Raw genomic sequence first — 18,550 nt, 5'->3', positions numbered from 1 at the left:
CCTCCACCCACACCGGAGCGCTGGAGGCGTCAGCCGAAACCACCGGGCCGGGGTCGGGCGATCGAGAGCGACACATTCGCTGGCGGCGCCTGGTCAGCCCTGCCTGGCGGAGCGACAGCCAATCCGGCGGCAGCAGGCTGATTCACCGGCCGGGGCACCGCTGCCACGTTGAAAGCCATGGACCAGCGCTCCCCCTCGCCGCGGAAAGGGGCGACCGAATGGGGCTGCCAGGCGGGAAACACATAGAACTCGCCGGGTACAGGCAGCACGTAGTGGGCCATGCCGGTGCGGAAGCTCTGGATGTGCCACTCCTCCGGACCGTGGAAGCAGAGCTGACCGTCGAAGCGGTCGCCGGTGATCTGGGGAGGAACCTTCAGGAAGAGCACCCCCGAGAAGCTGCCCCCGTGGGTGTGGGTGGGGTTGTAGTCGCCGGCACGCTGCACGTTCAGCCACACGTCGATCATCTGCAGCCCGTAACGCCCAGGGATCCAGGGCCCGCGGCCCTGGGGTGGCTGCTGCTCCATCACATGGCTGATCCAGCGGTCGCAGGCAGGCAGGATCACATCGGCGCAGAGCCCAGCCACAGCCGGGAAGTGGGGACCCAGCTCGCGCTGCAGGGCCAGCTGACCGGCCAGCTTCACCGAGGCATCGGTGGTGCCGCGCGGATCGGCCAGCACCTGCTCAGCCAACTGCAGCAGGCCGGTGAGCTGGGCATCGGCCAGGTGGCCCTTGAGCAGATAGCGGGGGAAGAGGCTCTGCACCTCCATCGACAGGTCGTTGGCCACCCGGCCCTGGTCAGCTGAACGGACCCTAACGGCCATGCCCCTGGCCTCCGGCCCGCTGGCGGTGGCGCCGACCCTTGTCAGCGTCGTCGGTGGATCGGCAGCGCAGCAACTGCCAGCCGCCGGCTGCGTCGACAGGCCGGCAGGCCCAGGCGGGCGAAGCGGTGCCGTCCTGGCTGAGCACCCAGGCGCCACCGCCGGGCCCGGCCGCCTGCAGATCCCGGGCCTTCGCCAGGCGGCGGACCGGCAGGCCCGCGTACCAGTTGAGGCTTGGTCGCGCATCCTGGCGCCACATCCCGGCGGCCTCAACCTGATGGCTCTGCAACAGCGCCGCCACCGGCCGTACCGGCCAGGTTTCATTCAGTTCCCATAACCAGAACGGGCTGCAGAACAGGGCCAGCAGGGCCAGCACAGACCCGGCCCCGACCACGGCGACACCCCGGCTGCGGCCCCCAGGAGCACGGGCCCGCAGCAGCAGAGCGCCACCCAGGCTCCAGCCCCCACCCATGGCCAGCAGAATCATCCGCTGGGGCGCCAGCGCTTCCGCCGAAGGCCAGCCTGGTGGCAGCAGGGCCGGGGGGATGGCCGAGGCCAGGGCCAGCAGCAGGCCGGCAATCCCCAGCACCATCCAGAACAGGGGGATGCGGAGCACCACGCTGCGCAGCGGCGGCGCCACGGGCTGACTGGCCGGATCGATCAACCAGGCCAGCAGCGGCCCGCAGACCAGGGCGAAGGGCAGCCAGAGGGGATGGCTGTACCAGGGCAGCTGGGTGCGCAGGGGCAGCACGGTGGCCGCCATTCCCAGCTGCAGCACCAGCAACCAGCGGCCGGCGGCGCGGTGTCGCTCGCGCCAGGCCAGCCCCATGGCGAAGGGCCAGAGCGGCAACCAGGGCCAGCCGCCCTCGAGCACCTCGGTCAGGGGAACACGCCAGCCCAGATCGCTGCCTTCACCGGCCGAGAGCAGCACCCGCCCTGCCCCGTCGCCGAACCACATCCAGGCGGCGACGCTGCCCTGGGCCACGGTATGCCAGAGATGCCAGCCCAGCCCAGGCAGCAGCCCCAGCAGCAGGCCGGCGCCGAGCCGCCGCCAGCGGCGCCAGTCCATCGCCCCATCGCAGGCCAGGGCCAGGAGACCCACCGCCAGCACCGGCAGCAGCAGCGGCGCCTTGAGCAGCAGCTGGGCGCTGCCGGCCAGGCCGGTGATGGCGCTCCAGCGCCAGAGCTGCTGCTGCGGCGCCCGCACCTTCAGCAGACTCCACCACAGCAGCGCCGTGGCCGAGAGCTGGCTGCCATCAAGCATGGCGAGGCGGCCATGGCGCGCCACCGGCAACAGGCACAGCAGGATCAGGGCCGTGGCCAGGGCGGTGCGGCGCTGGCCCGGCCGCAACTCCCACTGGATCAGGCCCGCCAGGGGCACCACCAGGGTGGACAGCAGGGCCGGTACCAGCCGCACCACCCATTCGGGGGGCAGACCGGAGACCGCAGCCTGGCCAGGCAACAGGCGCCAGAGCTGCACCGCCTGGGCGATCAGCAGATGCAGCCCCGGGGCCTTGTTGGCATAGGGCTCGCCCCAGTAGGTGGGCAACAGATCGCCGTAGCGGGGGGCCTGGCTCAGCTCCAGGGCCACCCGGGCCACGATGCCCTCGTCCCAGTCGCGCAAGGGCAGGTTGCCCAGGCCCACCAGGGCCAGCAGCACCGCCACACCCCAGAGCAGCAGCAGGCCATGGCAGAGGCGGATCCGGCCACCATCACCGCCGCGAACACCACCCAGGCCCCCAGCGTCACGGCCGGCAGCAGCAGCAAAGCCCTCGAACACGCTCATGGCTTCTGGCCAGGGGGTGCGTCGGCCGATTGAGCCTTGCCTGGGGGGGCCTTGAGAGCCTGATCAATGCGGGCATAGGCCTGCGGCAGCGTGCGGCGGGCCGAGCCGATCGCCGTGAGATCGCCACCCACTACAGCCGCCAGGTCTGCGAGGCCCTGCAGCACCGGCTCCTGGCCGTGGCGGGAATGGGTGCGGGCCACCTGGCCCGCCGGCCAGGGCTTCCAGTTGATCAGCAACACGGCACTGCGGTAGGCGGCGGGCCAGGGGTTGTCCGGCAGCAGCCGCGCCAGCCGCGCCAGCCACTGCTCCGCCTGCTGCGGCCGCTCCTGCAGGATCGCGAGCAGGGTGAGGCTCCAGAGGGCCTCGATGTCGTTGGGATCGCGGCCAAGGCGCTGGCGGGCCCAGTCTTCGACCCGGCGCTGGTAGAGGAAATGGGCATCGAGCTGGTGCTGGGGCCCGATCGCGTCGAACACCTGCGCCAGCCCCTGCGGGCCATCGGCGAGTCCCGACGCCATCGCGATGAAGCTGCGATCGAAGGGCGGCACCGGCGGTGCGCTGGGGGTTCGGCGCCACAGCTCAACCTGGCGCCCCTTGCTCCAGGGCCACTGGGCCACCCGCTCGAAGCGACCGTCCTGACGCACCTGCCTGCTGAGCTGACGCACCACGCCGCGGCGGTGACCCTGATCGCCCGTGGCCAGCAGCAGCCACTCGGCCCGCTGCAGCACCAGCGCATGGTCGGCGGGGTTGCGGCCGAGGCTGCGGGCCAGCACCTGGCCTCCCTGCAGACGGCCGTAGAAGGTGGCGGTGTGGTCGTTGAGATCGCTCACGCCCGGCAGCACCAGCAGGGTGAGCGGCTGCCCCGGCTGGATCCGGTTGAGCGTGGCCATCACCTGCGGCAACGGCGACACCTGGCGCCGGGCGATCGCGTCTGCCCGCGGCTGAGCAACGGCGGCGGCGGTGGAGCCGAGGCCGGCGACCAGAGCCGCGGCCGCCAGCCGCGGGCCGCCCCGCTGTCTCAGGGCCAGGCCGAAGCCCCACCAGCCACGGGCCAGCAGCAGGGCCAGCAGCGGCAGCAGTGGCGCGATGTAGCGGGGATCCTTGTTGGGGCTGAGGGTGATCAGCACCCAGCCAGACAGGCTGCAGCCGATCAGCCAGGGCCATCCCGTCGGCAGTTGGAGCACGGGTCGCCGCAGAGCCTGAAGGGGGGCCCAACGGCGCTGGGGATCGCGCAGCACCGGCAGCAGGCCGATCAGCCCACCGATCAGGGCGATGGCCAGCACGGGCAGTCCCAGCTGCTGGGGCCAGAGCCGCGGATACCAGAGCAGGCTTGTCAGGCTGAAGACGGCCGGATCCCCCTCCGCCGCCGCCGACTCGATCACGGCCCGGTTGGTGCCACCGATCGTGGTGATCCAGTTGTGGTGCAGCCAGGGGAGACAGACCGCCAGCACCACCGCCAGCGCCGCCAGCGCCTGGAGCCGCCGTCCGGGCTGGCCCAGTCCGCGCAACGCCGCCCAGCAGCAGGGCCCGAGCAGCACCAGCAGGGCGCTCTGCTTGACCAGCACTGCCGCGGCCACCGCCAAGGCCGCCAGCAGGCTCTGGCGCCACAGCCCCCCCTGGGGCGCCTGCCAGCGACCCAGCAGCCACAGCGCCAAAGTCGTGGTGGCGGCCAGGGACAGATCGAGGGTGAAGACCAGGCGCAACTCAGCCAGGCCGGGCAGCAGGGCGGTGAGGGCCGCGGCCAGCAACCCGAAGCCGGGCGACACCAGCTGCCGCCCCCAGCAGGCCACCACCACCAGCAACAGGCCGTGCCACACCGCCAGGCCGCCGACCGCCTGATCCGGCCGATCCCCCACCAGGGCCATGACGCTGCCGTTCACCAGGGAGGCCAGGGGTGGAATCTTGGGGGAGAGATCCAGTAGCCCATCCCAGCCCGGCCAGCCACCGCCAGGCAACAACCCGAGGGCCCGGCCGTGGTCCACTGCGCTGTTGAGGTAGTCGGCCTCGTCCCAGTCGGGGATGGAATGATCGGCCGCGAGCCAGCTGCGATCCCACAGGGTGGCCAACAGCCAGATCGCCAGAAGGGTGAGCCACCAGAACCAGGCCCTGCGGTGCAGCGGCGGCCGGGGGGTGGAGACGGAGGAAGCCAGAACCAAGCGTCCGTGGTCGCCTCACTCTGGCTTCAAGCCTCCCCCAGCGACACCGCCCACTCCGCCACGCTGCACTGGCGGCCGTAGCCCTGGAAACAGGCCAGGGCGGCCTCATGGCGTTCGGGTGTTTCCGCCTGGCAGGCATCGGTCAGACAGATCACCTGGTAGCCGCGATCGGCCGCGTCCTTGACGGTGTGGTCAATGCACTGATCGGTGAGCAGACCGGCCACGATCAGCTCGCGCACGCCGAGGTTGCGCAGCAGATAGTCGAGCACCGTGGAGGAGAAGGGGGAGGAGGAGCTTTTCGGCAGCACGATCTCGTCAGGATCAGGGGTGAGAGGCCTGATCACTTGTGCCTCCCTGGAACCTGGCGCAAAGCCCATGCCGCAGCGCTGGTAATCAAGGCTGCGGTCGCGGCCATCGCGGGTGAGGTTGGCGATCACCGTGTGAATCACCTCGATGCCCTGGTTCCGGGCCAGGGCCAGGGTCCGCTCCAGGCATGGCAGCGTTCTGGCCTGGAAGCGCTCCAGGAAGGCCGGTCGCCGCTCCATCAGCTCGGGACCGCAGGTGCCGTTCTGGAGATCGACCAGCAGCAGGGCCCGCTGGCCGGCCCTGAGTGCGCGGTCAGGAACCGGCGGCCTGGAGTTCAGGGGCGAGGGGGCCATCACGGGCGTTGCGGCTCCGCCCAGGCTGACGAGCGCAGGGCGGCGGCGCCATCCTGAACGTTCCAGCCCGCCCGCCCATGGCTATTCCCGGGAGCCGTCACCCGAGCCTCGCCCAGCGAGCGGAGGCCCGCGCCAGGCTCCTGCTGCCGGAGCTGCAGCAGCGCGGCCTGCGCCAGCTGGCGATCACCTTCGTGAACCACGGCGGCCTGCCCCTGGTCAAAGGGATCCCCCTGGCCCGCCTGCCCCAGGTGGCCGCCAGTGGGGTGGGTTTCTCACCGGTGTCTGATGGCTTCGGTGCCACCGGCGGCATCGATGGCCTCCAGTCCCTGGCCCGCCCGGACGGGGATCTGCGGCTGATCCCGGATCTCGACAGCCTGGTGCTGCTGGATGTCGCGTCGGGCTGGGGCTGGCTGGCCGGTGATCGCTTCGAGCAGGACGGCAGTCCTTACGCGGCTGACCAGCGCAGCTTCTGCCGCCTCCAGGGCGATGCGGCGGCAATGGCGGGCCTGACGGTGAACGCCGGCTTCGAGATCGAATGGGTGGTGGGCAGTCCCAGCGGTGTGGGCGGCTATCTCAGCCCCACCATTGGCGGCAGCCCCTATGGCGCCGACCGCCTGATCGAGGGGCTCGACTACCTCAGCGCGATCACCGCCGCTCTGGACGCCGCCGGCCTTCCCTGGCTCCAGATCCACCCGGAATACGGTGCCAGCCAGTTCGAACTGTCCCTGGCGGCTGCCGATCCGCTCCAGGCCGCCGACCAGCTGGTGTGCGCCCGGCTGATCATCCAGCGGGTGAGTCTCCGCTTCGGCTGGCGGGCCTCCTTCAGCCCGATGGTGTCATCGGAGCGGGTCGGAAACGGTGGCCATGTGCATCTCAGTCTTGAACGCGACGGAGTGCCCCTGTTCGGCGGTGGCAACGGTCCGGGAGGTCTCACCACCCCCGGCCAGGGCGCTCTGGCCGCGCTGCTGGAGCGGCTGCCAGCCTTGCTGGCGATCGCCACCCCGCTGGCGGTCTCCTACCGGCGTCTGGTGCCGGGGCGTTGGGCAGCTCCCTTCCAGATCTGGGGGGTGGAAAACCGGGAAGCGGCCCTGCGGCTGATCCCGGGCGGCCCTGAGGAAAGCAGCCACCTGGAGCTGAAGGTGGTGGATGCCGCCGCCAACCCGTATCTGCTGCTGGGCGCTCTGATGGCGGTCATGGTCCATGGCATCGACCATCCGAGCCCCCTGCCGCCGCCGGTGGTCGGCGACCCCGCCCGCCTGGGGTTGGCTGACACCGGTGAGAATCCGGCCGCACCGGCCCGGCTGCCTCGCCAGCTGAGCGAAGCCGTGGAGCACCTACGCCGTGACGACCTGCTTGCCGGTGTGATGGGAGAAGCCCTGCATCACACCGTGATCGAAAGCCGCGAGGCGGAGCTGCGCCGCAGTGCCAATCTCTCGGAAGCGGACCTGATCGCCACCACCTGCTGGTGGCCGCCGATCCAGGCCTGAGCTCAGCAGGCCACGTAGTCCTCCACCGCCTCACTGAGGCGGCGCAGCCCGGCCAGGGCATCGCGTTCGAGATTGCGGACCCGGTCGCGGCTGATGCCCAGGACCCGACCGATGCCGGTGAGGCTCATCGGCTCCTCCACATCAATGCCATAGCGCATCTTCAGCACCCGACCCTGGATCACGGGCAGGCGTTCGATCAGGGCCCGCAGATCGCCGCGCAGGCATTCGCCATCCACCAGCTCTTCGGGCAACACGCCATCACCGGCCAGCAGGTCGAGCAGTTCGGTGTCATCGCCGTCGCCCACCTTGGTTTCCAGGCTGACCGGCTGGCGGGCCCGGCAGAGCAGCTCCTTGACCTCGTCTTCCGGCAGTTCGACAAACACCGCCAGCTCGGTGACGGTGGGGGTGCGGCCCAGCTCCTGGCTGAGCTCCCGTTGCCCCTTCTTAAGCTTGTTGAGTGTCTCGGTGATGTGGATCGGCAGGCGGATCGTGCGGCTCTTTTCGGCGATCGCCCGGGTGATCCCCTGGCGGATCCACCAGTAGGCGTAGGTGGAGAACTTGTAGCCGCGGGTGGGATCGAATTTCTCCACGCCCCGCACCAGGCCGATCGTGCCCTCCTGGATCAGATCCAGCAGTTCCATGTTCCGCTTGGTGTACTTCTTCGCCACACTCACCACCAGGCGCAGGTTGGCGGCCACCATCCGCTCCTTGGCGCGGCGGCCGTTGTGCAGCCGCCGCTTCAGGACGGCCGGATCCAGACCCGCCGCCTCGGCGAGCTGCAACTGGCTGGGCTTGCTGCCGAGGTTGCCCTCCAGATCGGTTTCGAGCTCCTCAAGCGCCATCAGCTCCTGCACCTGGCGGCCGAAGGTGATCTCCTGCTCGTGGGTGAGCAGTGGCACCCGACCGATGTCACGCAGGTAAGAGCGCACCAGATCGCCATCGACCGGAGCGGGGCGAGAGGAGGGACGACCGCCGGACAGAGGCACCACCCTGGAAGTCGGGGCGTTTTCGAGCGAGAGGGCTACGGACACGGCACAGAACTTCACGTTCCTGTCAGCATAACCTGAAGAACTGTGAACTCCTCTCAGAATTCGCCGCGACGGGGGCTCCGGCTGGATCGGGGCAGCAGCCAGCTCAGCCCTGGCCCATCCAGCTCAGCAGCCAGGAGGCGGTCTGCAGGTAGATGAACACCCCGGCCACGTCGGTTGCGGTGGTGATGAAAGGGGCTGACATCAGGGCCGGATCCAGCTTCAGCCGATCGAACAGCAGCGGCAGGGCCGCACCCGCCGTCGCGGCCAGGGTGGTGATCGCCAGCAGGCTGATTCCCACGGAGAGCCCCACCAGCGGTCCCTCGCCCCGCCACCAGGCCCAGGGCACCACCACCAGCAGCATCAGCAGGCCAAGCAGGGCACCGGCCACGCCTTCACGGACAATCGTGCGCCAGGGACCCAGAGCCTGGATGCGCTGGGTACTGAGGCCGCGGATCACCACGGTGGAGCTCTGGGCCCCCACGTTGCCGCCGGTGCCGATCAGCAGGGGGATGAAGGCCGCCAGGACAACCACCTGGCTGAGCACCTTCTCCTGCATGGCGATCACTTCGGAGGTGAAGCCATTGGCCACCACCAGCACTGACAACCACACCACGCGCCGGCGGGCCACCGTGAACAGGTTGCTCTGGAAGTAGTCGTCCTCATCGCCGGCCTGCACGGCGCCGGCGGCGTAGAGGTCCCGGGTGGCCTCCTGCTGGATCACGTCGATCACATCGTCGACCGTGACGATCCCCACAAGCCTCTGTTCGCGGTCCACCACCGGCACCGCCAGAAAGTCGTAGCGCTGGATCGCCCGGGCCACCTCCTCCTGGTCGGTTTCGGTGGACACGCTCACCACGTCGCGGGTCATCACATCACCGATGCGGTCCTCGGGATCGGCCGTCACCAGATCCCGCAGCGAGAGGATCCCCGTGAGGTGCCGGGAGGCGTCGGTCACGTAGAGGCTGTAGACGGTCTCGGTGTCGCGGGCCCGGCGACGCACGATGTTGAGGGCCTGGGCGGCACTGTGGAATTCCTTGAGATCGATGAACTCGGTCGTCATCAGACGACCGGCCGTCTCAGGTTCGTAGCCCAGCAGCTGCGCGGTGACACGCCGTTCAGCCGGACTCAGCTCCACCAGCAGGCGGCGCACCACCTTGGCCGGCAGTTCGTCGAACAGCCGCACCCGATCATCGGGCGACATCTCCTCCACCAGTTCCAGCACCTCGCTGGAGCGCAGACGCTCCAGCAGGCTCTGCTGCACGCTCGGATCGAGGTACTCGTACACCTCAATCGCTTCATCCTTGGGGAGCAGGCGAAAGGCCAGGGCCTGCAGGGTCTGAGGCAGCAGGCCGATCGCCTCAGCTGCATCCACCTCCTGCACCGGCTGCAGCAGCAACTTCACGGCGTCGTAGTTGCCGGCCTCCAGCAGGCGCAGCAGCTGCTGCGACACCACATCAGCCAGTGGGGTGCCGTTGGTCGTACCCCCAGCACCAGCCAGAGGGGTGGAAGGACCGATGGCAGTTGGTGCCCCGTTGACCTCACGCATCTGGTAAAGGGGGCATGGGCCACGACAGATTGAGCTTAGATGTCAAAGCATCCACAGCAAGACCTGAAAATCGAATGAAGATGCATCGTCTTTCTACGGCTGCAGCGAGAAGATAGGGGCCGCTAAAGGGAAAGCTCTTGCATGAAAGCTTTGACGTGAGAGTTGAAGTAGGCTCCGTCCAGCATTTCTCTGCGCTCTTCGGGAAACTTGATCCGACCCTTCTTCGCCAAGGCAATAGCAGCTTCGAGTTGCTCTCCGTAGCCAGATTTCGATGGTTTGAGTACAAGGCCAGCGCCAATCTTTTCAGCGGCTCTTGCCGTGAAGATCTGCTCAAGCCCCGTTCCTATCATGAGCTGCGGAACGCCTGCATGGAGGCATCGTGCAACAGTCTGGCTGCCAGCCATATGCACGACGAGATCTGCTTGGCTGCAAACTTCATCCATCGATGCTGGGCTTTCAAGAAAAATATGGCGCTTGAGTTTGCCCTTCAAGGCATTGCTGGCATCACGTGTATAAATCAGCGCAGGCAGGCCGATCGCTTCCATATCCTCAAGAAATGTCTCCCAACCAGGAAAAATCTTCAGGTACGCAAAGACTTTGAGCCTTGCCGCTGCAGGCCAGGGAGGCAGCGCAATGCCGGGAACATCAGATGGCGGCATGCCAACATAGTCTCCTATGGATCTGGCTCCAAAATAATCAAGCTCTGGAATCGTAGTCAGAAGCTGCTTGTCCATTTGGTCGATAATATCTTTGACATTGGCGATTGCTGATCTCCCGGTCTGAATCAGCGCCTGATTGACAACATCCAAAAATGTCCTTTCAGAATCGTGTAGGCGCTTTTTGACGTCTGGAGTCCCACTGGTATTTGGCATGATGCCCACGAATGGCATATCTGTCCTGGGCATGAAGAACGGCCCTCCCACGGTCCACTTCATGCAGGAGTATTCCAGGCTCGCAAGGAGCGCTGTTGGAGAGGCATCGTAGATGACAAGATCGGGATTGACCAAATCAAGAATGGAATACCATGCCTCAAGAAAGCAGCTTAGTTTTTTGGATCTGCCATACCTCACCATCAGCGTCTCTGGCCATGAAATCGGCGTGATGGCACACCCCGGCGTTGTCTCGTATGGCGCCTGGAACACGTGGTGAGGCATCGTTTCATAGACAGCCCGAATATTGGCCAGCTCTTTGACGACAAGGCTGACCTCATGCCCTGCCTCCAGCGCCGATTGAACAAATGGTTTCAGCCGTGTGAGATGGCCCAGTCCGCCACCCATTTCCCAGACACATAGGATTTTCAAGATTTATAAGAGGCTTGTACGGCGACTCAGCATAACAACGACCCTCCATGCAAAGCGCCCCGGTGAATCCGGCCTGTACAGAGGTCTTCCGATTCAGCCTGGAAGCTTTCCAGCTCTGACAGGTTGTTGCAAACACTCCAGTTGCTGCAAGCACCCAGAAGGCATCGTCGCCACACCTCTTGATAAGGGGCGAACCAGCGATGACAAGCCAGTGCCAACCTCAGCGTCAGCAAAGTCTATCTGCGAGATGCCGGCTCCCGAAGCTGCGCTGTGTACTGAATCACAGCGGACTGCAGGTTGAGTGCACGGGCGGCAGGGCCGCAATGGCTTCATCGCTGAAGAATGAGTCAAGCCAGAGCTGGCAGTTACAGATGCGCTATCCTGCCGGAAATCATCGCAATAGCCAGCCGAATAGGATGGGGTATGCCAAGTGCGTCAATGCCAAAGTAATCTATCATCCCGCCCCCAAGAATGCAGGCTCTTCCATGCGCCAGCATCTCTTCCGGATCGACAACGGCAGACCCTATGAGCCGATGCTGATCAATGGTGTCAAGGTTGAGCTCTTCATGATCTATGGCCAGCCAACCCGTTTTGAGCCCGTAGCCGAGCTGAAAGGTTTTGAAAGAATTACTATGGTGCGTGATCCGATCTCTCGCTTTCTCTCTGCCTATGCCAACAGAGTACTGGATTCGCGCTGGCGCAATCCCAGTCACGCTCAGCGCTGCAAATCAATGGGGCTCCCAGCGAAGCCAGACCTTGAAACCTTCCTTGCAAACTTAAATGACTATCAAAGCATTCCAGAAATAGCTCACCACACAAGGACTCAGCGGTTCTTCCTAGGAAATGACCTGAGCTACTATGACAAGGTTTTTAGGGTTGAGGAACTCGCTTCAGCGATAGACTATATCAACTCAAGGGCAGGGATGACGCTGGAATTCCCGCGGCTGAAAACAGATGGGCCAAAGTTGCGTAAGCAGGATATCAGCGAGATAGCAGTGCGTCGACTCATGCATATCCTGTGTGAAGACTATGAACTCCTCGGCAGTTTGTACAGCTAACCGAGTAGCCCTTGGCTCCGAGCATTCATTGAGCAGGCCGGTCTGTGCGTTGCCTTTATGTGCCAGTCTGCGATGCCCTGGGATAGGCTTGCGTGGCCTGACGGAATCAGAAAGCATGAGTATTAACATCAGTGGGGTGAAGGTCAGAACAGCCAGTGGCTCTGAACTCGATCTTGGCGAACGCAATGGTCAGGTGCTGTTGATCGTGAACGTGGCCAGCCGCTGCGGTTTCACGCGCCAATACGCCGGTCTGCAGAAGCTACAGGATCAGTACGGGGCTCAGGGATTTGCCGTACTGGGATTCCCCTGCAATGACTTTGGCGCCCAGGAGCCCGGAACCCTGCCGGAGATCCAGCAGTTCTGCTCCACCACCTACGGCGCCAGCTTCGAGCTGTTCGACAAGGTGCACGCCACCGGCGCCAAGACCGAGCCCTTCACCACCCTCACCCAGGCCGAACCTGCCGGTGATGTGGCCTGGAACTTCGAGAAGTTCCTGATCGGCAAGGACGGCACAGTGCTGGCCCGCTTCAAGAGCAACGTGGAGCCCGATGGCGCTGAACTCACCGCCGCGATCGAGGCGGCCCTGGCGGCCTGAGTCAGGCACGCCAGAGGCGGCGGCTGGTGGCCAGCCCCAGAGCGGCGGCCGCCACGCCGCCGGCCAGGCTGCCGAGCAGCAGCAGCAGGGCGAGCTTGGGCTGGTCCGTCTGCAGCAGGCGCACCAGGTCGAGCATCCAGCTGCTGAAGGTGGTGAGGGCGCCGCAGAAGCCCACCCCCAGAGCCAGCAGCAGAGTGGTGCGCCGCGGGATCGGTCCGCTCAGCAGGCCCAGCAGGAAGGAGCCCACCAGGTTGACCAGAAAGTTGGTCCAGGCCGTCCCCCCCAGCCACGGGCCCAGCTGCAACCCGGCCTGCCAGCGCAACCAGGCTCCGGGCACGGCGCCCAGCCCCACCAGCGCCAGCTCTCGCAGGGCGAAGCGAAGCCGGCGGCGGCGCAGCAGATCGGGATCAGCCACCGATCACCAGCCCCAGGGCCACCGCTGCCAGGCCGGCCAGCAGCGAGGCGGCCGCCAGCTGCCACGCCTGCTGCTCCTGGCCGGATTGCAGCGCCTGCAGCAGTTCAACGCAGAAGCTGGAAAAGGTGCTGAGGCTTCCCAGAAATCCCACGGCCAACAGCAGAGCCAGCCGTGGCGCCGCCGGTCCGCAGCGCGCGTCCAGGGCGCTGAGCAGACCGAGCACAAAGCAGGCCACCACATTGACCCCGAAGGTTCCCCAGTGACGTCGCGGCACCAGGGGCTGGAAGTGGTTCACCAGCCGGAAACGCAGCCAGGCTCCGGGCACCGCCCCGAGGGCAACCAGCAGGGCATCTCGCATCAGCAGGCGGCTCAGGCTCGTTCACCGCAACCCAGATCTGCCAACCAGCCGCAGGCCGATCCGCTCCTGACGCGCAACCATCGCCGACCACCGAAGCCCGACCAGATCCGCAGCACGTGCAAGGGTTCACCCACGGCCACCGTTGCCAGAGCCGGCGCGCTGCGCTCAGGGGCAATGCGGAGCGTGAGCACCCCAGACGACAACAGAGGCTCATCCAGCTGACGCCGTCGCACGGCGGGCACACTGCGCTCAGCTCCTCCGGCCGGCAAACCGACAGGGGCAATCAGGGCAAAGCCCAGCAACACGGACCAGCGCCAACCCGAAGAGGCAGGGGGGTTGATGATGTCAGCGCCCATCAGATATCGAGCTGGGCAAGATCCAGCTCAGCACTGTTCTTTTCGATGAATTCACGGCGCGGGGCCACCTTGTCGCCCATCAGAGTGGTGAAGATGCGATCGGCTTCGAGAGCATCTTCAACCTCCACCCGCTTCATCGTGCGGGTGGTTGGATCCATGGTGGTCTCCCAGAGCTGCTTGGGCATCATCTCGCCGAGACCCTTGAAGCGCTGAATGGTGTAATTAGCCTTCTCACCGAAACCGTCAAGGGTCTTCTTGAGGTCGGTTTCGTTGTAACAGTAGGAATGCTTCTTGCCGCGTTCCACCTTGTAGAGCGGCGGGCAGGCGATGTAGATGTAACCGCCCTCCACCAGCGCCTTCTGATAGCGATAGAAGAAGGTGAGCAGCAGGGTGCGGATGTGGGCGCCGTCCACATCGGCGTCGGTCATGATCACAATCCGGTGGTAGCGCAGATTCTTTTCGTCGAAGTCTTCGCCTTTGATGCCAAGTCCCAGAGCCGTGATCAGGGCCTGGATCTCAGTGTTTTTGTAGATCTTGGCGTCGTCGGTCTTCTCGATGTTGAGGATCTTTCCCCGCAGCGGCAGGATCGCTTGGAAGCGGCGGTCGCGGCCCTGCTTGGCCGAGCCACCGGCAGAATCCCCCTCAACGATGTAGATCTCCGATTCGCTCGGATCGCGGGTGGAGCAGTCGGCCAGCTTGCCGGGCAAGGTGGAACTCTCCAGCACGCTCTTGCGCCGCACCAGCTCGCGGGCCCGCCGGGCCGCCTCGGCGGCATTGAAGGCCTGGATCGCCTTCTCCAGGATCAGGTCGATCACGGCAGGATGAAATTCCAGGTATTGGCTCAGCGACTCGCCCACCAGCGAGTCGACAATGCCGCGCACCTCGGTGTTGCCGAGTTTGGTCTTGGTCTGGCCCTCGAATTCGGGGTCGGGCACCTTCACCGACAACACGGCCGTGAGTCCCTCACGGATGTTCTCGCCGGCGAGGTTGGCGTCGGCATCCTTGCGTTTGCCGCGCTTCTTGGCAAAGGTGTTGAGGGTGCGGGTCAGCACCGTCTTGAGGCCCTCGATGTGGGTGCCCCCATCGACGGTGCGGATGTTGTTGGCAAAGCCGAGGATGCTGTCGGAGTAGGCATCCACGCACCACTGCAGGGCCGCCTCAACCTGAACGCCTTCCTTTTCAGCGTTGACGTAAATGATGTCGGGATGGAGTGGATCCTTGCCGGCATTCATGTAGGCGACGTACTCCTTGATGCCGCCCTCGTAGAAATAGATTTCCTCATGGGCGGCATCATCTGCGTCCCGGGCTGCGGCACGCTCGTCTCGGAAGACGATGCGCACGCCGCCGTTGAGGTAGGCCAGCTCCCGCAGGCGGGCCGACAGGGTGGCGTAGTCGAAGACGATGCCGGTGGAGAAGATCTGCAGGTCGGGCAGAAAACGCACCGAGGTGCCGGTACGGCCTTCCTCGCCGGGCTCGGACCGGAGCGAACCGATCGGGTTCCCGCGCTCGAAGCGTTGGCGGTGCTCCTGGTTCTGGCGGTAGACGGTCACCTCCACCCATTCACTCAGGGCGTTCACCACCGACACACCCACGCCGTGCAGGCCGCCGGACACCTTGTAGCCGCCGGAGCCGAACTTGCCGCCGGCGTGGAGCACGGTGAGCACCGTTTCCAGGGCACTCTTGCCGGTGCGGGGATGGATGTCGGTGGGGATGCCGCGGCCGTTATCGGTCACCGCACAGGAGCCATCCTCGTGCAGCACCACCAGAATCTCGGTGCAGTGCCCTGCCAGGGCCTCATCGACTGAGTTATCCACCACCTCATACACAAGGTGGTGCAGGCCCCGCGGACCGGTGGTACCGATGTACATGCCGGGTCGCTTGCGCACCGGCTCCAGGCCTTCCAGCACCTGGATCTGCTCGGCGCCGTAGGCGGCCTGGACTTTGGTGGCGTCGCTCATGCGGTTGGGTGTCCCCAGGGAGTGGGCACAGGACGGCGAGATCCCGGGGCAGAAAGGCGCGGAAGCCCTGCTCAGGCCTTGCCGCGGCGGGCAATCTATCACCGGCTTCCTGCAGGCGCTCTCAGCCGCTTCTGCGGCCCCGTTTGAACCAGGGATGCAGAGTGCCCCTGGTTGCCCCCTTTCCGCCGTGCCCCTCGCGCCCGCCGGTGCCGCCACCGCCGGGGACCCACGCCCCCTGGTGATCGTGCTGCTTGGCCCCACCGCCAGCGGCAAGACGGATCTGGGGATTGAGCTGGCCGAACACTTCGATCTGGCCGTGCTGTCGGTGGATTCGCGGCAGCTCTATGCCGAGATGGACCTGGGCACCGCCAAGCCCACGCCGGAGCAGCGACGGCGGGTGCGCCATGAGCTGCTGGATCTGCGGCGCCCCGACCAGCCGATCAACCTGCAGGAGTTCCGCATCCTGGCCTCAGAAGCAATCGCCCGGGAGCACGCCCGCCGCGGCGTGGCCCTGCTGGTGGGGGGCAGCGGCCTCTATCTCCAGGCCCTCATCCAGGGGCTGGAACCACCGCGGGTGCCGCCCCAGCCGGCCCTGCGGGCCCAGCTCACCGCCCTGGGCCAGCCCACCTGCCACCAGCTGCTGAGCCAGGCCGATCCCGAGGCTGCCGCCCGCATCGCCCCGGCCGACGCGGTGCGCACCCAGCGCGCCCTGGAGGTGCTCTACGCCAGCGGCCAACCCCTCTCCAGCCAGCAGAGCCGCAACCCACCGCCCTGGCGCGTGCTGGAACTGGGCCTCAATCCGGCCGACCTGCACCAGCGCATCGCCCGCCGCACCGGCCTGCTCTACGACGCCGGCCTGGTGGCCGAAACCGAACGGCTGATCGGTCGCTACGGCAGCACGCTGCCCCTGCTGGACACGATCGGCTATGGCGAGGCGCGCAGCCTGCTGCAGGGCAGCCTGAGCGAGGCGGAGGCCCGCGCCCTCACCGAGCAACGCACCCGTCAGTTCGCCAAGCGGCAGCGCACCTGGTTCCGGCGCCAGCACCAGCCCCACTGGCTGGGGCAGGCCGACCAGGCTGGTGATCTCCCGCAACAGGCCAGACAGACGATCGCGGCCGTTCTAAGGTGAAGGCCTGCAGACCCTGGGCAGTCCCTCAGGTGTCCAAGCCAGCAAACCTTCGCCCCTCTGAATGCCTCCCCGTCCCCGTTTTGACCGCCGTGCTCCCGTCCGGGAGCTGCCCAACATCAACGACCGGATCAATTACCCCAATCTGAGGGTGGTCGATGCCGACGGCAGTCAGCTGGGGGTGATCACGCGGGAGGCGGCCCTGGCGGTGGCTGTGGATCGGGAGCTGGATCTGGTGCTGGTGAGCGAGAAGGCCGATCCTCCGGTCTGCCGGATCATGGACTACGGCAAGTTCAAGTTCGAGCAGGAAAAAAAGGCCAAGGAAGCCAAGAAGAAATCGCATCAGACCGAAGTCAAGGAGGTCAAGATGCGCTACAAGATCGATTCGCACGACTACCAGGTGCGGATCGGCCAGGCCCTGCGCTTTCTCAAGTCCGGCGACAAGGTCAAGTGCACGGTGATCTTCCGCGGCCGCGAGATCCAGCACACCGCCCTGGCGGAGCAGTTGCTGTTCCGGATGGCCAAAGACCTGGAGGAGATGGCCGAGATCCAGCAGTCTCCCAAGCGGGAAGGCCGCAACATGATCATGTTCCTGACGCCACGTAAGCAGGCCGTCGCCAAGTCCGGCGGTGGCGGAGGCAGCGCCAGCCCCAGGCCGAAGGCGGAGATCAGCAAGCCCGAAAAGACGGAAACCAGGGTGATTGAATCCAGGGTGCAAGCCACCGCCGGCTGAAGCACGGCCGTCTGCAAGACCAGCTGGTGGCGTTCGGGCCGAGGGCCCCTGACTCAGAGGGTTTCGGCGAAAAACTCCAGCAGGGCAGCCCAGCCGAGGGCTGCCGCTGTGGAGTTGTAGTCGTCGCGGGCATCGCACAGGAAACCGTGGCCGGCCTCCACCTCCAGATAGCGGTGCCGGGCTTCAGGGGGGCCATCAGCCCTGATCCGGTTGGCCGCCTCCAGGGCTGAGCGGATCGCTGCAGCATCGGCCTGTGGGATCAGGGGATCCTGGCGCCCACAGACGCAGAGCAACCGGCCAGGAATCCGGTCCACCTCCCTGAGGCTGGGGGGACCACCACCGGGGCGGCCGCTGGCCACGCCGGCACCATAGAAATCCGCTGTGGCGGCGATGGCCGGCAACGTTGCGCTCAGCAGGGCGGCATGGCCGCCGAAGCAGAAGCCCAGGCAGCCCAGGCCCACGGACCGCCCCTCAGACTCACTGAGGCCCCCGCTGGAGCCCTCGCCGAGGCCCATGGCCTCCAGCTCGAGGCCCATGGCCTCCAGCTGCCCAGTCAGCCAGGCGGCGGCCGCCGCTGCATCAGCAAGGATCTGTGCGGTGGTGGTCTGGTCCTTGTGGTGCCTCCCCTCCGCCAGGCTGGCGGCGTCGTAGGGGAGATCCAGTTCCGGCGCCGTGCGCGAGAACAGGGGCATCGCCAGGGCGGCATAGCTCTCGGCCGCCAGGCGCCCGGCCATGCCGCGCACCCAGCCATTCACGCCAAACACCTCCGGCAGCACCAGCACACCACCCCGGCAGAACCCGCCGCGGGCCGGTTCCCACCAGCAACGCAGCTCGGTGGCAGCGACGTCAGCTGAGGCGGCGACCGGGATCGTCACCCAGTCGGCAGCGGCCGGAGCCACAGAGGTCTGAGCAGCGGCGGCATCGGATGTCATGGCGGCGGATCGCTCAGCCGCCATTGTGCGGTCGCCCCGGTTGCAAAAACGGACCAGACCGGCACATGACCGTATGCCAACGGGGCAATTGTCACCGGGGGGTTTGATCCTTAGGAGTTTGCTGAAAAACGAGCCCACGAGCCAGTTTTCCACAGGCATCAGTGGATTTCCGGCTCAAAAAGTCGGATCGGCGGCTATCAGAGCCGCAAACTGCCCGATTTCGGCATCGTTGGCCTCT

At 66.4% G+C, this 18,550-nt stretch carries 17 protein-coding genes; 5 read left to right on the top strand and 12 right to left on the bottom strand.

Going from position 1 to position 18,550, the window contains the following annotated elements; translation table 11 throughout:
- Positions 1–29: 29 nt before the first annotated feature.
- The 4 genes from VB777_RS01075 to VB777_RS01060 are packed head-to-tail and all read right to left on the bottom strand — an operon-like array spanning position 30 to position 5,416.
- A complete protein-coding gene (locus VB777_RS01075; RefSeq protein ID WP_323246496.1) occupies positions 30–821 on the bottom strand; it encodes a putative 2OG-Fe(II) oxygenase in 792 nt (263 codons plus the stop codon).
- The gene (locus tag VB777_RS01070; RefSeq protein WP_323246494.1) at positions 811–2,604 is read right to left on the bottom strand and encodes an ArnT family glycosyltransferase; all 1,794 of its coding nucleotides are present in this window, start codon (positions 2,602–2,604) and stop codon (positions 811–813) included. The genes VB777_RS01075 and VB777_RS01070 overlap by 11 nt, the downstream gene beginning before the upstream one ends.
- On the bottom strand, positions 2,601–4,757 hold the full coding sequence (locus VB777_RS01065) for a glycosyltransferase family 39 protein (protein WP_323246492.1): 2,157 nt from the start codon (positions 4,755–4,757) through the stop codon (positions 2,601–2,603). The genes VB777_RS01070 and VB777_RS01065 overlap by 4 nt, the downstream gene beginning before the upstream one ends.
- 26 nt (positions 4,758–4,783) lie before the next feature.
- Complete coding sequence (locus tag VB777_RS01060; RefSeq protein ID WP_197157599.1) at positions 4,784–5,416, bottom strand: cysteine hydrolase family protein; 633 nt, start codon at positions 5,414–5,416, stop codon at positions 4,784–4,786.
- A 77-nt stretch (positions 5,417–5,493) separates the two neighbouring features.
- Between VB777_RS01060 and VB777_RS01055 the strand changes: the two genes are divergently transcribed.
- Complete coding sequence (locus VB777_RS01055) at positions 5,494–6,903, top strand: glutamine synthetase family protein (protein WP_197157597.1); 1,410 nt, start codon at positions 5,494–5,496, stop codon at positions 6,901–6,903.
- Between the two features lie 2 nt (positions 6,904–6,905).
- Here the strand turns inward: VB777_RS01055 and VB777_RS01050 are convergent, their stop codons facing one another.
- The 3 genes from VB777_RS01050 to VB777_RS01040 form a co-directional block, all read right to left on the bottom strand.
- Complete coding sequence (locus tag VB777_RS01050; protein ID WP_304623210.1) at positions 6,906–7,892, bottom strand: RpoD/SigA family RNA polymerase sigma factor; 987 nt, start codon at positions 7,890–7,892, stop codon at positions 6,906–6,908.
- Between the two features lie 145 nt (positions 7,893–8,037).
- Entirely contained in the window at positions 8,038–9,480 is a 1,443-nt protein-coding gene (gene mgtE, locus VB777_RS01045; protein ID WP_231598149.1) for a magnesium transporter, read from the bottom strand.
- A gap of 122 nt (positions 9,481–9,602) precedes the next feature.
- Positions 9,603–10,757, bottom strand: a complete 1,155-nt coding sequence (locus tag VB777_RS01040; protein ID WP_323246489.1) for a glycosyltransferase — start codon at positions 10,755–10,757, stop codon at positions 9,603–9,605.
- 395 nt (positions 10,758–11,152) lie between these two features.
- Between VB777_RS01040 and VB777_RS01035 the strand changes: the two genes are divergently transcribed.
- Both VB777_RS01035 and VB777_RS01030 read left to right on the top strand, forming a co-directional pair.
- Positions 11,153–11,839, top strand: coding sequence for a sulfotransferase family 2 domain-containing protein (locus VB777_RS01035; protein ID WP_323246487.1), 687 nt, complete (start codon positions 11,153–11,155; stop codon positions 11,837–11,839).
- A gap of 115 nt (positions 11,840–11,954) precedes the next feature.
- Positions 11,955–12,434 (top strand): glutathione peroxidase, encoded by a 480-nt coding sequence (locus VB777_RS01030; RefSeq protein ID WP_323246485.1) that lies wholly within the window; start codon positions 11,955–11,957, stop codon positions 12,432–12,434.
- 1 nt (position 12,435) lies between these two features.
- Here VB777_RS01030 and VB777_RS01025 read toward each other — a convergent pair whose 3' ends face one another.
- Genes VB777_RS01025 through gyrB form a run of 4 tightly spaced genes read right to left on the bottom strand, consistent with a single transcriptional unit; the run spans position 12,436 to position 15,521 of the window.
- On the bottom strand, positions 12,436–12,849 hold the full coding sequence (locus VB777_RS01025; RefSeq protein ID WP_323246484.1) for a CrcB family protein: 414 nt from the start codon (positions 12,847–12,849) through the stop codon (positions 12,436–12,438).
- Complete coding sequence (locus VB777_RS01020) at positions 12,842–13,207, bottom strand: CrcB family protein (RefSeq protein WP_323246482.1); 366 nt, start codon at positions 13,205–13,207, stop codon at positions 12,842–12,844. The genes VB777_RS01025 and VB777_RS01020 overlap by 8 nt, the downstream gene beginning before the upstream one ends.
- An 11-nt stretch (positions 13,208–13,218) precedes the next feature.
- On the bottom strand, positions 13,219–13,563 hold the full coding sequence (locus VB777_RS01015; RefSeq protein ID WP_323246480.1) for an SH3 domain-containing protein: 345 nt from the start codon (positions 13,561–13,563) through the stop codon (positions 13,219–13,221).
- Entirely contained in the window at positions 13,563–15,521 is a 1,959-nt protein-coding gene (gene gyrB, locus VB777_RS01010) for a DNA topoisomerase (ATP-hydrolyzing) subunit B (RefSeq protein ID WP_323246478.1), read from the bottom strand. The genes VB777_RS01015 and gyrB overlap by 1 nt, the downstream gene beginning before the upstream one ends.
- A gap of 187 nt (positions 15,522–15,708) precedes the next feature.
- Here gyrB and miaA point away from each other — a divergent pair, with 187 nt between their 5' ends.
- Both miaA and infC read left to right on the top strand, forming a co-directional pair.
- The gene (miaA, locus tag VB777_RS01005; RefSeq protein WP_323246476.1) at positions 15,709–16,650 is read left to right on the top strand and encodes a tRNA (adenosine(37)-N6)-dimethylallyltransferase MiaA; all 942 of its coding nucleotides are present in this window, start codon (positions 15,709–15,711) and stop codon (positions 16,648–16,650) included.
- Between the two features lie 61 nt (positions 16,651–16,711).
- Positions 16,712–17,380: a translation initiation factor IF-3 gene (infC, locus tag VB777_RS01000; RefSeq protein WP_322757840.1), complete on the top strand. Its 669-nt coding sequence runs from the start codon at positions 16,712–16,714 to the stop codon at positions 17,378–17,380.
- A gap of 53 nt (positions 17,381–17,433) precedes the next feature.
- On the opposite strand, the gene VB777_RS00995 is transcribed toward infC, so the two are convergent.
- Positions 17,434–18,312, bottom strand: coding sequence for a dienelactone hydrolase family protein (locus tag VB777_RS00995; RefSeq protein ID WP_323246474.1), 879 nt, complete (start codon positions 18,310–18,312; stop codon positions 17,434–17,436).
- Positions 18,313–18,550: the final 238 nt, after the last annotated feature.

Origin of the sequence: Synechococcus sp. CCY9202, from assembly GCF_034931685.1 — a bacterium.
Classification (GTDB): domain Bacteria; phylum Cyanobacteriota; class Cyanobacteriia; order PCC-6307; family Cyanobiaceae; genus CBW1002.
This window is presented reverse-complemented; position numbering and strand designations above follow the sequence as displayed.

What these genes read in the sequence shown, in the direction of transcription:
- VB777_RS01075 (WP_323246496.1), bottom strand. Translation starts at nt 821, where the DNA reads ATGGCCGTTAGGGTCCGTTCAGCTGACCAGGGCCGGGTGGCCAACGAC.
- VB777_RS01070 (WP_323246494.1), bottom strand. Translation starts at nt 2,604, where the DNA reads ATGAGCGTGTTCGAGGGCTTTGCTGCTGCTGCCGGCCGTGACGCTGGG.
- VB777_RS01060 (WP_197157599.1), bottom strand. Translation starts at nt 5,416, where the DNA reads ATGGCCCCCTCGCCCCTGAACTCCAGGCCGCCGGTTCCTGACCGCGCA.
- VB777_RS01055 (WP_197157597.1), top strand. Translation starts at nt 5,494, where the DNA reads ATGGCTATTCCCGGGAGCCGTCACCCGAGCCTCGCCCAGCGAGCGGAG.
- mgtE (WP_231598149.1), bottom strand. Translation starts at nt 9,480, where the DNA reads ATGCGTGAGGTCAACGGGGCACCAACTGCCATCGGTCCTTCCACCCCT.
- VB777_RS01040 (WP_323246489.1), bottom strand. Translation starts at nt 10,757, where the DNA reads ATGGGTGGCGGACTGGGCCATCTCACACGGCTGAAACCATTTGTTCAA.
- VB777_RS01035 (WP_323246487.1), top strand. Translation starts at nt 11,153, where the DNA reads ATGCGCTATCCTGCCGGAAATCATCGCAATAGCCAGCCGAATAGGATG.
- VB777_RS01030 (WP_323246485.1), top strand. Translation starts at nt 11,955, where the DNA reads ATGAGTATTAACATCAGTGGGGTGAAGGTCAGAACAGCCAGTGGCTCT.
- VB777_RS01020 (WP_323246482.1), bottom strand. Translation starts at nt 13,207, where the DNA reads ATGCGAGATGCCCTGCTGGTTGCCCTCGGGGCGGTGCCCGGAGCCTGG.
- VB777_RS01015 (WP_323246480.1), bottom strand. Translation starts at nt 13,563, where the DNA reads ATGGGCGCTGACATCATCAACCCCCCTGCCTCTTCGGGTTGGCGCTGG.
- gyrB (WP_323246478.1), bottom strand. Translation starts at nt 15,521, where the DNA reads ATGAGCGACGCCACCAAAGTCCAGGCCGCCTACGGCGCCGAGCAGATC.
- infC (WP_322757840.1), top strand. Translation starts at nt 16,712, where the DNA reads ATGCCTCCCCGTCCCCGTTTTGACCGCCGTGCTCCCGTCCGGGAGCTG.
- VB777_RS00995 (WP_323246474.1), bottom strand. Translation starts at nt 18,312, where the DNA reads ATGACATCCGATGCCGCCGCTGCTCAGACCTCTGTGGCTCCGGCCGCT.